15 protein-coding genes are annotated in these 13,384 nt (G+C 74.5%); 6 read left to right on the plus strand and 9 right to left on the minus strand.

Translation table 11 applies throughout. The annotated features are described in order from the left end of the window. Positions 1 to 72: 72 nt before the first annotated feature. The 4 genes from IEY37_RS20330 to IEY37_RS20345 all read left to right on the plus strand — a co-directional run bounded on the left by IEY37_RS20330 (position 73) and on the right by IEY37_RS20345 (position 2,740). Positions 73 to 978 (plus strand): PPK2 family polyphosphate kinase, encoded by a 906-nt coding sequence (locus tag IEY37_RS20330; protein WP_188944763.1) that lies wholly within the window; start codon positions 73 to 75, stop codon positions 976 to 978. A gap of 92 nt (positions 979 to 1,070) precedes the next feature. Then, complete coding sequence (gene cofC, locus IEY37_RS20335; RefSeq protein WP_188944764.1) at positions 1,071 to 1,712, plus strand: 2-phospho-L-lactate guanylyltransferase; 642 nt, start codon at positions 1,071 to 1,073, stop codon at positions 1,710 to 1,712. Between the two features lie 70 nt (positions 1,713 to 1,782). Then, positions 1,783 to 2,385 carry a hypothetical protein gene (locus IEY37_RS20340; protein WP_188944765.1) on the plus strand — a complete coding sequence of 201 codons (603 nt, stop codon included), beginning with the start codon at positions 1,783 to 1,785 and terminating at the stop codon, positions 2,383 to 2,385. Beyond that, complete coding sequence (locus IEY37_RS20345) at positions 2,375 to 2,740, plus strand: DUF3817 domain-containing protein (protein ID WP_188944766.1); 366 nt, start codon at positions 2,375 to 2,377, stop codon at positions 2,738 to 2,740. The genes IEY37_RS20340 and IEY37_RS20345 overlap by 11 nt, the downstream gene beginning before the upstream one ends. 61 nt (positions 2,741 to 2,801) lie before the next feature. Here the strand turns inward: IEY37_RS20345 and IEY37_RS20350 are convergent, their stop codons facing one another. The 9 genes from IEY37_RS20350 to IEY37_RS20390 all read right to left on the minus strand — a co-directional run bounded on the left by IEY37_RS20350 (position 2,802) and on the right by IEY37_RS20390 (position 11,366). Further along, entirely contained in the window at positions 2,802 to 3,854 is a 1,053-nt protein-coding gene (locus IEY37_RS20350) for an aldo/keto reductase (RefSeq protein WP_188944767.1), read from the minus strand. 101 nt (positions 3,855 to 3,955) lie between these two features. Then, on the minus strand, positions 3,956 to 5,689 hold the full coding sequence (locus IEY37_RS20355; RefSeq protein WP_188944768.1) for a PAS domain-containing sensor histidine kinase: 1,734 nt from the start codon (positions 5,687 to 5,689) through the stop codon (positions 3,956 to 3,958). Continuing rightward, on the minus strand, positions 5,686 to 6,162 hold the full coding sequence (locus IEY37_RS20360) for a response regulator transcription factor (RefSeq protein WP_229674708.1): 477 nt from the start codon (positions 6,160 to 6,162) through the stop codon (positions 5,686 to 5,688). Before IEY37_RS20360 ends, IEY37_RS20355 begins: the two co-directional genes overlap by 4 nt. Then, on the minus strand, positions 6,159 to 6,551 hold the full coding sequence (locus tag IEY37_RS20365) for a response regulator (protein ID WP_188944769.1): 393 nt from the start codon (positions 6,549 to 6,551) through the stop codon (positions 6,159 to 6,161). Before IEY37_RS20365 ends, IEY37_RS20360 begins: the two co-directional genes overlap by 4 nt. 151 nt (positions 6,552 to 6,702) lie before the next feature. Next, positions 6,703 to 6,855 (minus strand): hypothetical protein, encoded by a 153-nt coding sequence (locus IEY37_RS20370; protein WP_188944770.1) that lies wholly within the window; start codon positions 6,853 to 6,855, stop codon positions 6,703 to 6,705. After that, the gene (locus tag IEY37_RS20375) at positions 6,852 to 8,339 is read right to left on the minus strand and encodes a glycosyltransferase family 2 protein (protein ID WP_188944771.1); all 1,488 of its coding nucleotides are present in this window, start codon (positions 8,337 to 8,339) and stop codon (positions 6,852 to 6,854) included. The genes IEY37_RS20370 and IEY37_RS20375 overlap by 4 nt, the downstream gene beginning before the upstream one ends. After that, positions 8,336 to 9,226 carry a PHP domain-containing protein gene (locus tag IEY37_RS20380; protein ID WP_229674709.1) on the minus strand — a complete coding sequence of 297 codons (891 nt, stop codon included), beginning with the start codon at positions 9,224 to 9,226 and terminating at the stop codon, positions 8,336 to 8,338. Before IEY37_RS20380 ends, IEY37_RS20375 begins: the two co-directional genes overlap by 4 nt. Beyond that, positions 9,223 to 10,242: an ATP-grasp domain-containing protein gene (locus tag IEY37_RS20385; protein WP_229674710.1), complete on the minus strand. Its 1,020-nt coding sequence runs from the start codon at positions 10,240 to 10,242 to the stop codon at positions 9,223 to 9,225. Before IEY37_RS20385 ends, IEY37_RS20380 begins: the two co-directional genes overlap by 4 nt. Continuing rightward, positions 10,239 to 11,366, minus strand: a complete 1,128-nt coding sequence (locus IEY37_RS20390) for a response regulator (protein ID WP_188944772.1) — start codon at positions 11,364 to 11,366, stop codon at positions 10,239 to 10,241. The genes IEY37_RS20385 and IEY37_RS20390 overlap by 4 nt, the downstream gene beginning before the upstream one ends. A gap of 303 nt (positions 11,367 to 11,669) precedes the next feature. Between IEY37_RS20390 and IEY37_RS20395 the strand changes: the two genes are divergently transcribed. Together IEY37_RS20395 and IEY37_RS20400 are read left to right on the plus strand one after the other, a co-directional pair. Next, positions 11,670 to 12,020, plus strand: a complete 351-nt coding sequence (locus IEY37_RS20395; protein ID WP_229674713.1) for a YciI family protein — start codon at positions 11,670 to 11,672, stop codon at positions 12,018 to 12,020. Between the two features lie 160 nt (positions 12,021 to 12,180). Further along, positions 12,181 to 13,380, plus strand: coding sequence for an RNA polymerase sigma factor (locus IEY37_RS20400; protein ID WP_188944804.1), 1,200 nt, complete (start codon positions 12,181 to 12,183; stop codon positions 13,378 to 13,380). The last annotated feature ends 4 nt before the right edge of the window (positions 13,381 to 13,384 follow it).

Here is a 13,384-nt window from a genome sequence, read left to right on the forward strand (position 1 = left end):
ACGGAGCGTGTCGAGCCTTTGGGTGACGCCGTGCCGCAGCGGGCGCTGCCCAGCGGCGTGCAAGGGTGAGCCATGGGTCACGGCAAGGACGGCAAGCACGGGGGGCACAGCGGGCGCGGCGCCGAGGGCGACCGGCCGGACCTGGTGGAGACCGGGCCCGACTTCCTGCTGCCGCCCGGGCCGGTCGACCTCGCCCGGCTCGACACCGTCGGGTCGGCGCACGGTCCGCAGCGCAAGTCCGAGGCGGCCGACGCCCTCGCCGACCTGTCCGGCCGGCTCGCCTCGCTGCAGGAACGGCTGTTCGCGCAGGGTCTGTCCGGTGACCCGCGGCGGGTGCTGCTACTGCTGCAGGGCATGGACACCGCCGGCAAGGACGGAGTGATCAAGCACGTCGTCGGCCTGGTGAACCCGGCCGGGACCCACCTGGTGTCGTTCAAGAAGCCGACCGCCGAGGAGCTGTCCCACGACTTCCTGTGGCGCATCGAGCGCCAGGTCCCGGGTCCCGGCATCATCGGCGTCTTCAACCGCTCGCAGTACGAGGACGTGCTCATCGTCCGGGTGCACGACCTCGTCCCGCGGTCGGTGTGGTCGCAGCGCTACGACGCCATCAACCGGTTCGAGCAGGGCCTGGTCGACCGCGGGGTGGTGCTGGTCAAGTGCTTCCTGCACGTGTCCAGGGCCGTGCAGAAGGAGCGGCTGGCCGCGCGGCTCGAGGATCCGGAGAAGTACTGGAAGTTCAACCCGGCCGACGTCGACGAGCGCGGCTACTGGGCCGACTACCAGCAGGCGTACGCCGAGGCGTTGCAGCGCTGCAGCCCGGCGTCGGCGCCGTGGCACGTCATCCCCTCGGACCGGAAGTGGTACCGCAACTGGGCGGTCGCCGGACTGCTGACCGGGGCGCTGGAGGCCCTGGACCCGCAGTACCCGCAGCCCGACTACGACGTCGAGGCCGAGCGGCGGCGGGTGGCACGGAGCTGACCGGTGCCGGCCGGGGTGCAGCCGGGCCGTGGTGTCCGGTGCCACACCCCGGGCCGCCGGCCGCCGGGTGTCTCCGTCGCACAATGGGCGACATGGGCGAACCCTTCACCGTGATCGTCCCGGTGAAGGCGACCGGCCGCGGCAAGAGCCGGCTGGGCCTGCCCGACGCGGTCCGCGGCGCGGTGGCCCGGGCGATGGCCGTGGACACCGTGGTCGCCGCCGCGCTGGTCGCGCCCGTGCTGGTCGTCGCGGAGGACGCCGCCGACGCCGCGGTCTTCGCCGCGCTGCCCGGCGTCCGGGCCCACCTGACCCGGGTGCGCGGCCTGAACCTATCCGTGCTGGACGGCGCGGCGGCGCTGCGCCGTCCCGGGGCGGGCGACGCCCCGCCGGGGGTGGCGGTGCTGCCGGCGGATCTGCCCGGCCTGGACGCCGCCGACCTGGCCGACGCGCTGCGCCGCGCACGGCAGCTGGACCGTGCCGTGGTGGCCGACCGGCAGGGCACCGGCACCACCCTGCTGACCGGCCGCCGTCCCGACCTGCTTGCGCCCGCCTACGGCGAGGGTTCGTTCGCCCGGCACGTGGCCCTCGGTGCGGTGCCGCTGGACGTCCCGGCCGGCGTCTCGATCCGGATGGACGTCGACGAGCCCGCCGACCTGGACGGCCATCTCGGTCCCCGCAGCCGCGCCGCGCTGGAGGCGGCCGGTCTGCTGCAGCACGGGCGCGCCGGTGGCTGAGCCGGACCGCGTCGCGCCGGACGCCCGCGGTCCCCGGGCCGGCACAGCCGGGCGCGGTACCGTCGGCGCCGTGCACCGTCGGTACCTGCGTCCCGGATGGATCGCCGGGCACCTGCTGGTCCTGCTGGCCGCGGTGGTCTGCGTCCGGTTGGGCGTCTGGCAGTGGGACCGCAGCCACGCCGCCTCCGGCACCGTGCAGAACCTGGGCTACGCGATCCTGTGGCCGGTCTTCGGCGCGGCGTTCATCTACATGTGGATCCGCTTCCTGCGGCTGGAGGACGCGCGGGACGAGGCGGACGCGGCCGCACCGCCGGGCCCGGCCGCCGAGGCGATCGACGACCCGGACATCCCCCCCGCGGGGCCGGCGCCGCGCACCGCCCGGCCGGCGCCGTCTGCCGGGACCGGGGACGCGACCGGGCAGCCGCGGACGGCGGGGGACCGCCCGGACCGGGCCACCGCCGCCGACGTCCCGCCCGAGGACGCGACCGAAGCGACCGAGCCGGACGGCGTCGCGGCTCCGCTGCCGGGCACCCCTGCGTCCCGCGCGGTCACCGTCGGCGTGGGGTACGTCGGCGTCGACGACGAGGACGACCCCGAGCTCGCCGCCTACAACCGGGCGCTCGCCGCCCTCGCCGCCACCGAGACCGACAAGGACCACCGCCGTGCCCGTTGAGCCCACCCCCGCCCCGACCGCCGCGGCGCCGAGTCCGACCGTCCCGCCCCGGGTCCGGTCGGCACTGGCCCGCTACCGGGTCGCGGCGTTCGTGGTCGGCTGGGGCCTGCTGCTGCTGTGCGCGACGATGGTGCTCAAGTACGCGTTCGGCATGGACTGGGCGGTCAAGGTGTGGGGGCCGATCCACGGCGTGCTGTACGTCGGCTACGTGCTGCTGGCGTTCGACCTGGCCTACAAGGACCGGTGGTCCCTGCTGGGGATCCTCAAGGTGCTGGTCGCCGGCGTGATCCCGGTGCTGTCCTTCGTGGCCGAGCGCTGGGTGCACCGCTCGGTGCTGGCCCGCCGGCGCATCTGACCGGGTTCGCCGGGCCCGCGCAGGGCGGGCCCGGCGCCGGCGGTCGATCCGGCCGGCCCGGTCAGCCGATGTGCCGGGACAGCAACGACAGGTCCGCAGGCGACAACCGGTCGGACGACGTGTTGGCCTGGTGCCAGTAGGGGTAGGGCAGCGGCTGCGCGCTGACCGCGTCCAGCCGGGCCATCTCGTCGGTGGACAGCGACAGCTCGGCGGAGGCCAGGTTGTCGGTGAGCTGCTCCTCGGTGCGGGCACCGACGATCACCGACGTCACCGCCGGCTTGGCGATGGTGTAGGCCAGCGCCACCTGGGCGGCCGAGACGCCGTGCGCCTCGCCGATGGCGACCAGTTCCTCGATGGTGTCGTACAACTTGTCCTCGTCGTGGACCGGCGGCTCGCTCCACTCGGTGAGGTGCCGGCTGCCGGCGGGCGCCTCCTTGCCGCGCCGGTACTTGCCCGAGAGCAGGCCGCCGGCGATCGGGCTCCACACCAGGATGCCCAGGCCCTGGTCCAGCGAGACCGGCACCAGTTCGTTCTCTGCCTCGCGCGCCTGCAGCGAGTAGTAGATCTGCTGGCTGACGAAGCGCTGCAGGTGCAGCCGCTCGGAGATGCCGAGCGCCTTCATCAGGTGCCAGGCGGCATAGTTGGAGGCACCGATGTAGCGGACCTTGCCGGACTGCACGAGGGTGTCCAGCGCCGACAGCGTCTCCTCGAGCGGCGTCGCGCCGTCCCACTCGTGGACCTGGTACAGATCGATGTGGTCGGTGTTCAGCCGGCGCAGGCTGGCCTCGGCGCCGCGCAGGATGTGGTGGCGCGACAGGCCGGCGTCGTTCGGGCCGTCGCCCATCGGCATGCGCACCTTGGTGGCGATCAGGACGTCGTCGCGCGAGCTGCCCAGGGCCTGGCCGACGATCTCCTCGGACAGGCCGGCCGAGTACACGTCGGCGGTGTCGATCAGGTTGACCCCGGCGTCGCGGGCCAGCGCGATCTGCCGGCGGGCACCCTCGACGTCGATCTGGCCGACGGGGGTGGCCCACCCGGTGCCGCCGAAGCCCATGGTGCCCAGGGTGATGGTCGAGACGCGGAGGCCGGAGCGGCCGAGTTGGCGGTATTCCACGGTCCGAATCTAGGCCGGACCGGCCTGCGCCGCCGCGCCGGGGTGGCGCGACGGCGCCAGGCGTCCGTCGGCTCCCACGGCCGGCCGGTCCCGCCGGCCCGTCAGCTCGCCGTGGCCAGCCGGCGCCGGTCCTGGGCGTCCGAGCGCAGCGGCAGCGCGAGCGAGAACGTGGTGCCCTCGCCGGGCGTGCTGGCCACCCGGATCGTCCCGCCGTGGGCGGTGGCGATGGCCTTGGTGATGGTCAGCCCCAGGCCGACGCCCGGAACCGCGTTGGCGGTGGCGGTCGAGGCCCGGAAGAACCGGGAGAACAGGTTCTCCATCTCCTCGACCGGGATGCCGACGCCGGTGTCGGACACCGACAGCCTGGCCACCGGCTCGTCGCCGGAGTCGTCGATGCCGGCGCTGATGGCCACCCGCCCGCCGGGCTTGGTGAACTTGACCGCGTTGGAGACCAGGTTGTCGCACGCCTGCCCCAGCCGCACCGGGTCGCCGTCCACCGGGATCTCCCCGTCCGGCAGGAAGACCGACAGCGTGACGCCGGCCGCCGCGGCCGTCGGCCGCAGGCTCTCGCCGGTGGAGGTGACGATCTGCCGCAGGTCGACCGGCCGCCGGTCCAGGCTGAACTTGCCGGCCTCGACCTGGGCGGTGAAGAGCAGGTCCCCGACCAGCCGCAACAGGCGCTGCGCGTTCCGCTCGACGGTGGCCAGGTAGCCCATCTGCTCCGCGGAGAGCGGGTTCTCCTCGTCGTCGGCGATCAGTTCGAGGTACCCCAGGATCGAGCTCAACGGGGTGCGCAGCTCGTGCGAGATGAGGCCGGTGAACTCGTCCTTGAGCCGGGCCGCCTCCCGCTCGGCCGTCATGTCGGTCAGCACGAACAGGTAGCCCTCGAGGTCCCCGGCGGCGTCCCGCCGGGCCGTCGCGGAGATCCGCACGTCCAGCCCGCCGCCGTCGGCCCGGGTGAGCGACAGGTCGCGGATCTGCGGCGTGCCCGACCGGATCTCTCTGACCAGCTCGGCGAACCCGTCGTCGGCCGCGGCCGCCAGGGGGGACCCGGCGAGCAGCTCCGGGAGCAGGTGCCCCATGACCTCGTGCCGGGGCCGGCCCAGCATCCGCTCCGCCCCGGTGTTGTAGACGTCCACTGCACCGACGGTGTCGGTGCCGATGATCGACTGCTCGGTGACCGAGTCGATGACGGTGCTCAGCTGCTCGGCCGACTCGCGCAGCAGGCTGGAGGCGGCGGCCGCCTCCAGTGCGTGGTCCTGGGCCTGCGACAGCAGCACCTCCTGCTGCGCCCGCAGCTGCGCCACCCGCTCGTACCGTCGGCGTAGCCGGCGGGACAGCTCGTTCACGGTCAGCGCCGCACAGGCCAGCACCAGCGGTGTGAAGAAGGTGCGCAGCCAGACGCCGGCGGTCACCGAGGCCAGGTCCGGCAGCAGCGGGACCAGCGAGATGACGAACGATCCGATGGCGGCCAGCACCACGGGGAAGCGACCCCGCTCGATGCCCAGCGACAGCACCGCCAGGATCATCAGCGCGCTGAACGGCGACGACGCAGCCCCGGTGTCGATCCGCAGCAGGCCGGCCGCGACCAGGTCGGTCAGCGGGATGAGCATGTGCCACCGGGTCGGCACCTGCGGCCAGTGCACGGTGAGCGCCGCGACGGTGGCCGCGACCACGAGCGCCGCGGCCACCACGACGGGCCAGATCGCGCCCGCCCGGATGCCGGGCACCAGGAAGAGCAGGTACGCGATGAGGAACACGCCGGCGATCCCGACCTGCCGTTCGGCGACGGCGTACGGGTCCCGGCCGCGCGCGACCTGCTGCAGGAACGTCACGGTGCCGACCTCCTCGCGCCGGCCACCTCGGCCAGCCGTTGCGCCAGCGCCCGCGGGCTGAACGGCTTGGCGATGTAGCTGTGCGCGCCGGCGTCCAGTCCGACCTGCACCGCCTCGGGCTGCACCGAGGCGGAGAGCAGCAGGATGTCGGGACGGTGCGGGTCCGCCGGTGCGCCGCCGGTGCCGCAGACCGCGCGGCAGATCTGCAGGCCGGTCATCCCCGGCATGCTGACGTCCAGCAGCGCCAGGTCGGGCCGTTCGGCGCGGATCCGCTCCAGCGCGGACGTCCCGTCGTGGGTGACGGCCAGGACGGTTCCGCCGGCCTTGCGGACCGCGACCTCCATCAGGTACGCGATGGCCGGGTCGTCGTCGGCGATGACGGCGGTCCAGACAGACCCGTCCGTCGCGCCGGTGCCGGGGCCGGTCCCGGTGGCGGTGTTCGTGCCGGCGGTGCCGGTGTCCTGCGCGGTCACCGCGGCCGCGTCCGGACGACGTCCTGCAGCACCTCGAGCAGCCGGCTGCGGGTGAACGGTTTGGGCAGCACGGCGTCCGCCTCCGGGTAGTCCTGCGGGTCGAGCACCGAGGTGATCACCAGGGCGCAGTCCGGGAAGCGTTCGCGGACGATCCGGGCCAGCGTCCGGCCGTCCATCCCCGGCAGGTTCAGGTCGATGACCGCGACGTCGGGGACCAGCGTCGCGATCTCGACGAGGGCCTGCTCGGCGGACGCCACCGGGACCGGCCGGCAGCCGGCCCGGGTGACGTGCGTGGTCAGCAGCGACCGCTGGTCCTCCTCGTCGTCGACGACCAGGACGGTCAGTGCCGCCTGGGTCGACCCGCGCGGCACTGGAATCGACGTGCTCATCCCTACCGGTCCCCTCACCGAGCCTCGTGCCGGAGGCGTCGGCGACGCCGGTCCGGGTACCGCTGCAACCGCCACGCCGTCCGCCACCGTTGGGCCGGATGTCCAGCTCCTCACCGCCATGACCTCCTCGCAGTCGTGCCGTCGGGTCGGGTCACCACAACCCCCACCGCAGGGCCAGCAGCGCGGCCACCGCCAGCAGCGCGACGACGGCGCACCGCACCATCCGCAGCTCGGAGCGCCGGTCCTGCCGGATCTCGTCCTCGGCGGTCGCCCGGTCGGGCACCGCGGCGGGGCCGGTCGTCACACCATCACCCGCCCGGTCTTCTCGGTCTTGTCCCAGACCTGAGCGGCCTTGCGGTACTCCTTGACGTAGGCGTCGAAGGTGATCGCGCACAGCAGCGGGCCGTAGCCGACCAGGTAGACGAGCAGCGGCGCGAGCAGCCGGCCGGCCCGGGTCGCCTCGACCCGGCGGGCCAGCCAGGCGAACACCATCGAGCAGGACACCCAGGCGTAGATGGCCAGGGTCACCGCCACGCCGCCGGCCGGCGGCAGGTCCAGACCCCACAGCGAGATCCGCCCGTCCGGGTCCACCGCGCCGGGGAAGAACGCCAGCGCCATCACGACCAGCGAGACGACGCCCGGGAACAGCATCGCCTCGCGCCAGGAGCGCCGGCCGGTGGGCGCGTCGATCTGCACCACCATCGCGGTGATGAAGACGTAGCTGCCGGCGGCCAGCCACCACGTCGCCCGGAAGACCACCGTGGCCAGGTCCGAGTGCAGGAGGAACAGGCCGACCAGCCCGAGCGACGAGCCGATCATCGCCACCGGCAGCAGGAAGATGCAGAACCAGAACAGCCCGAACGACACCCCGCCGATGCGCCGGTCGCGCCACGGCCGGAACCACAGGTGCCGGAACATCTTCGTCACCTGGACGTTGCCGCGCGCCCAGCGCAGCCGCTGCTTCCACAGTGCCGCGATGCTGCCCGGCTCCTCGGCCAGCACGACGGCGTAGGGTTCGAAGACCACCCGGCGTCCCGCCAGCTGGCTGCGGAACGTGGTGATGGTGTCCTCGGCCAGCGTGCTGGTGTCGATCCGACCGCCGATCGCGACCAGGTTCTCCCGGGAGTGCAGCTGCGCGCCGCCGGCCAGGCAGGCCAGCGCGCCGAGCACGTTGCCGGCCCGCCGCGCCGCCGCCTGCGCAGCGATGTACTCGTAGGCGATGAACCGCGTCAGGTAGTTGGGATCGCCGCTGCCCTCACGGATGTAGGCGGTGACCGCCCCGACCTCGGGGTCGGCCAGGTGCCGCGTCATCCTGCGCAGCGAGTCCGGCCGGTAGATGACGTCGGCGTCCATGACCAGCAACGCCTCCATCCAGTCCTCGGCCAGCACGATCTCGATGCCGTGGTTGAGGGTGTGGGCCTTGCCCTGGCCGCCCTTGGCGCGGCGGAGGTGGAACACCCGGCCCGGGTAGCGGGCGGCCCGACCGAGCACGACCTCGGGGGTGTCGTCGGTGCTGGCGTCGTCGACGACGTACACCCGCAGCGCCGATTCCGGGTACTCCAGGCCCATCAGCCGGTCGATGGACCGTCCGATCACCGCGCCCTCGTTCCAGGCCGGGACGATGACGGCGACCCGCGGCAGGTACGGCGCCGCCCGCCGGTAGTGGTTGCGCCACGCGTGCAGGGGGATGAGCAGGAACTGGTACGCGCCGACCGCCACCGGCACCGCGCCGAGCGCGACGAGGACCAGGCAGAGCCCGGTCACCGTCGCGTGAAGGGCAGTCGTCACCGTGCGATGGTGACAGATGGACGCTCCGTGGCGAAGCGTCCGGCGGACATCCGGCTCCGGCGCAGCACGCCGCGGACCGCGTCGTAGCGCCCGACGTCCCGGCTGTGGTGGGCGTCGGTCGAGGCGACCAGCGGCACCCCCGCCGCCCGCAGCGCGGCAACGACCCGCGGGCCCGGGCAGGCCCACTTCTCGTTGACCTCGACGGTGGCACCGGTGGCGAGCAGGTCGGCGACCAGCGCGGTGAGGTGCTCGTCGGTGACGGCGGTCTCGTCCAGCCCGATCTTGGGCAGCAGCGAGAACAGGTGCGCCAGCTGCGGGCCGGGCACCCGGTGCACGGCGCGTCCGGTGGCCAGGACCAGGGTGTCGACGATGTCGGCCGCGGCCAGTCCGGCGGCCCGCCGCTCGAGCACCACCCGGGGGGACGCCGGCCCGTCCGGCCCGGGGAACTGGTGGTCGGCCAGCAGCACCGCGTCCAGGCCGGCCCGCCCGGCGAGCACCTCGGGCGGCGCGTCGACGGTCCCGGCCGCGTCGAGGATCTTGGCCTCGACGCCGACCCGCACCCGCAGCCCGGCCGGCCGGGTCAGCCGGCGGACCTCGGCGACGAACCCGGGCAGGTACGTGGTCGAGACCCGCACGTGGTCGACCATCAGCAGGTCGGTCAGCCCGGCCACCGCGGCGGCGGCCAGGTTCTCCTCCGGGGTGCTGTGGCCGTCGTCGGAGAACGTGGAGTGCACGTGGTGGTCGCCGCGCAGCAGCGCGGCGTCCGCGGCGCCCAGTACGTCGGTGCCCAGTGCGTCGGTGCCGAACAGATCCGTGCCGAGCCCGTCGGTGCCGAAGCCGTGGGTGCCGACGCCGATCTCGTCGCTGTCCCGACGCTCGCCGGTCATCCCGCGCCCGCGCCGGCCGCCACCGCGTCCCCGAGCTCGCCGCCCGGGACCGCGATGATCTCCGCCGGGTCCAGGAAGACGTCCTCGAGGTAGCGCACCATCGCCACCTCGCGGAACGGCACGTGCGCCGGCACCGGCCGGCCCAGGACGAGATCCAGGGTGAGCGACGGCATGTCGACGCCGGAGGCCACGGTGAGCGGCATCGCGCCGGAGAACCGCGGGTTGACCTCGAGCAGGGCCGGGGTGCCGTCGGCGGTCCGCTTGAGCTGGATGTTGGCGACCGTGGTGAGCCCGATGGCGCGGGCCACCGCCGCCGCGGTGTCCTGTAGCTCCCGGTCGGCCAGGGTGCGCCCGGCGACGGACACCCCCGAGTCGACCCGCAACCGCGAGCGCGGCACCGCGGCGATCACGGAGCCGTCCATGCCGGCGATCAGGTCGACCGAGTACTCCTCGCCGGGCAGGTGGTCCTGCACCAGCCAGGCGTTGTCGGCGCCCCGGGCGGCCAGTTCGGCCGGCGTGGAGACCAGGCTGATGCCCCGCGACCCGGCGCCGCTGCGCGGCTTGACGATCACCGGGAAGCTGCGGCCCTCGGCGGCCGCGGGGGAGAGCAGGTCGGTCCGCGGGACCGTGACCACCCCGGCGCACCGCTGCGCCAGCGCGTACTTGTCCAGGCAGACGAGCAGGGTGTCCAGCGACGGCGAGGCCAGCCGGACGCCCTGCGCGGCCAGGTCGTCGGCGCGGCGGGCGGCCACCGGCAGCTCGACGTCCACGGTCGGGAACAGCACGTCGACGTCCTCGCGCCGGCACAGCTCGAGCACCGCGTCGGCGAAGCCGGGCGCCAGACCGGCCGGCACCAGAGCCCGGTCGGCCGCGGGCACCAGGTAGAGACCGCTGGCGTAGGCGTCCATGTCCGCCGCGACGACGCGGACGTCGCCGCGGCGCAGCAGCGACCGGATGATCGCCACGCCGGCGGGTCCGCCGGCCCCCGTGACGAGCACCGTCACCCGGTCGCTCACGACGCCAGCACCGTCGGGTCCGGGACCGCGACGAGACCGTGGCCGCCGCCGGCCGTCCCGGCCACCGGTCCGTCCTCGGTCGCGCCGGCGGTCCGGCCGGTGAGCACGTCGGAGGTGTCCCGGAGCACCTCGAGCGGCTCGCAGCTCCGGCCGCCGCCGTAGCGGGACCAGTACCGGGCGGTCGCCAGCACGAAATCCGGCTCCAGGTACTCCCTGCGGTCGGTCTGCGAGGCGAAACAGGCCAGCAGCGCCAGTTTCGCGTCGGTGAACCCGTCGATCGGCGCGAACCGGGTCGGCCGGAAGTCGACCGTGGCGGAGGGGCTCTGGTAGCAGGCGAACGTCGGTACCCGCCGGGTCGCCACCAGCGCGGCCTGGTGCACGGCGCGGTGGTCCTGGTGCCGGTCGTTCGCGGAATGGGTGTAGACGACGGTCGGTGAGACCTCGGCGACCACCCGCTCGATGATCGAGACCGTCGGCTCCGCCGCGCCGATCGCCGTGTCGGTCAGGTCCTCGAGGAACAGCCGGGCACCGATGAGCTCCGCGGCCGCCAGCGACTCGTGCTGCCGGTCGTCGGCATCGCCGCCGCGCGCCCCCCGGGACAGCGTCAGGATGACGACCGAGTCCCCGGCCGCCCGGTGCGCGGCGAGCAGCCCGCCGACGCCTATCTCGACGTCGTCCGGATGGGCGCCGATCGCCAGTACCACCTGGGGAGCCTGCTCGGTGCGCCGGCGGCGGCTGGTCTCGGCCAGCGCGGTGACCTTGGAGACGACGTCGCTGCTGCGGAACGGCTTGACCAGGAAGTCGTCCACCTGGTGACGCAGCGCCCGGACGGCGTAGTCGACCGAGGCGTGCGCGGTCATCACCACGACGGACAGCGCCGGGGACTGCAGGCGGATCTGCTCGACCAGGTCCATGCCGCTCATGCCGGGCAGCTCGATGTCGGTGAGCACGACGTCCGGGTCGACCGACCGCCAGGCGGCCAGGGCGGCCAGCCCGTCGGTGAACACGTGCACGTCCAGGTCTGCGCGGCGACCCAGCACCACGCGCAGGAGCTCCGCCAGGTCGGCGTCGTCCTCGACGATGAGGATCCGGTACGGCCCCCCGCGCACGCTCGACGTCGTCATGGTCCCTCCTCGCCCGGGCACGGTCGGCACACGTCCCCAGCGGCGAGTCTGACAGCGGGGTCGGCGCCACCGCATCGCCCAAATCGGCACACCTGGTGCGACGAAGGTGACGGACAGTGATTGGTGTGCGGGGCGCGCTCGGCACAGCCGCGCGACGCCGGGACCGGCCGCCGCCCCACCGGGGAGGGTCGGTCACGATCCGGTCACGGCCGTCGAGCGGGCCCTGCCGGCTCCGACCCGGTCGGGACGCGCCGCCGGTCGGTGGTGCGGCATGCTCCGGTCGGGAGGCCCTGGGTGAAGTACATGGTGATGATGTTCGGTAGCGCCGGGGCGATGATGGCCGAGCGCGATCCCGGGTGGATCCGCGACATGGTCACGTTCCTGCGCAGTTTCGACCGGGAGCTGCGGGAGGCCGGCGAGCTCGTCGACGCGCAGGGGCTCGCGGACCCGGACCGGGCCGAGGTGGTGCGCCGCACCGACACCGGCATCGTGGTGACGGACGGCCCGTACGCGGAGAGCAAGGAGGGCCTGGTGGGGTACTGGGTGCTCGACGTGGCCGACCGGGAGCGGCTGCTGGATCTCGCCGGCCGGGTGGTGCAGTGGTCCGGCGCGGTCGAGCTCCGACCGGTGCTCGACGGGCCGCCGGAGGTCTGACGCCGTGACGGCAGTGGGGGACGGCGCCGGACCGGCAGCCGCCGGGACGGGACCCGAGCCCGGCGGCGACCGGGCCGATGTCGCCCGGTCTCCCCGTTCGGCCGGCCGGCCGCCCGACCGTGCCGCCGACCGTGTCACGAACCGTGCCGCCGACCGGCGCATTGAGGACGAGCTGCGGGCCTGCGCGCCGTCGGTGCTGGCGACGCTGGCGGGTCGTTACGGCCAGTTCGACGCGTGCGAGGACGCGGTGCAGGACGCCCTGCTGGCCGCCAGCACCCAGTGGCCGGTCGAGGGCGTCCCGGACAACCCGCGCGGATGGCTGCTCACCGTGGCCGGCCGCCGGCTGACCGACGCCTGGCGGAGCGAGTCGGCGCGGCGCCGCCGCGAGGACGCGGTCGGCCAGCTCGAGCCGGTCGGGGCCGTGGCCGTCCCCGACCGCGACGACACCCTGACCCTGCTGCTGCTGTGCTGCCATCCCGCGGTGTCCGCCGACTCCCAGGTGGCGCTCACGCTGCGGGCGGTCGGCGGGCTCACCACGGCCGAGATCGCCGGCGCCTTCTTCGTGCCGGAGGCGACGATGGCCCAGCGGATCAGCCGGGCCAAGCAGCGGATCCGGGCCAGCGGCGCCCGGTTCGAGCTGCCGCCGGCCGCCGAGCGACCGGCCCGGCTGGCGTCCGTCCGGCAGGTCCTGTACCTGGTGTTCAACGAGGGGTACACGGCCAGCTCCGGGGACCTGCTGTACCGGGCCGACCTGTCGGCGGAGGCGATCCGGCTGACCCGGATGCTCGCGGCGGCCGCGCCGGACGAGGTCGAGACGGCCGGCCTGCTCGCCCTGATGCTGCTGACCGACGCCCGGCGTCCGGCCCGCACGGACCTCGACGGGCTGCTGGTCGCCCTGCCCGACCAGGACCGCGGGCTCTGGGACCGGGCGGCGATCGAGGAGGGCGTCGGCCTGCTCACCCGCACGCTGGGGACGGGGCCGGTCGGGCCGTACCAGCTGCAGGCCGCGATCGCCGCGGTGCACGACGAGGCGCCGACCGCCGCGGACACCGACTGGCCGCAGATCCTGGCGCTCTACGACGTGCTGCTGCGTGGCTGGCCCAGTCCCGTGGTGGCGCTCAACCGCGTCGTCGCGGTCGCCATGGTGCACGGCGCCCGGCCGGGCCTGGCCGAGCTCGGGGTGCTGGCCGGTGACGCGCACCTGGCCCGGTCGCACCGGCTCGATGCCGTCCGGGCGCACCTGCTGGAGCTGGCCGGTGAGACGGCGGCGGCCCGGGAGGCCTACCGGCGGGCCGCCGGCCGGGCGACCAACCGCCCCGAGCAGGTGTACCTGGCGCAGCGCGCGGCCCGGCTCGGCTGACCCC

The sequence above is a fragment of the Nakamurella endophytica genome (genome assembly GCF_014646215.1).
GTDB classification, from domain to species: Bacteria; Actinomycetota; Actinomycetes; order Mycobacteriales; family Nakamurellaceae; genus Nakamurella; species Nakamurella endophytica.

Bases quoted from the DNA above. Each gene is read 5' to 3' on its own strand.
- IEY37_RS20390 (WP_188944772.1), bottom strand. From the start codon at position 11,366: ATGACGACGTCGAGCGTGCGCGGGGGGCCGTACCGGATCCTCATCGTC.
- cofC (WP_188944764.1), top strand. From the start codon at position 1,071: ATGGGCGAACCCTTCACCGTGATCGTCCCGGTGAAGGCGACCGGCCGC.
- IEY37_RS20380 (WP_229674709.1), bottom strand. From the start codon at position 9,226: ATGACCGGCGAGCGTCGGGACAGCGACGAGATCGGCGTCGGCACCCAC.
- IEY37_RS20395 (WP_229674713.1), top strand. From the start codon at position 11,670: ATGGTGATGATGTTCGGTAGCGCCGGGGCGATGATGGCCGAGCGCGAT.
- IEY37_RS20365 (WP_188944769.1), bottom strand. From the start codon at position 6,551: ATGAGCACGTCGATTCCAGTGCCGCGCGGGTCGACCCAGGCGGCACTG.
- IEY37_RS20330 (WP_188944763.1), top strand. From the start codon at position 73: ATGGGTCACGGCAAGGACGGCAAGCACGGGGGGCACAGCGGGCGCGGC.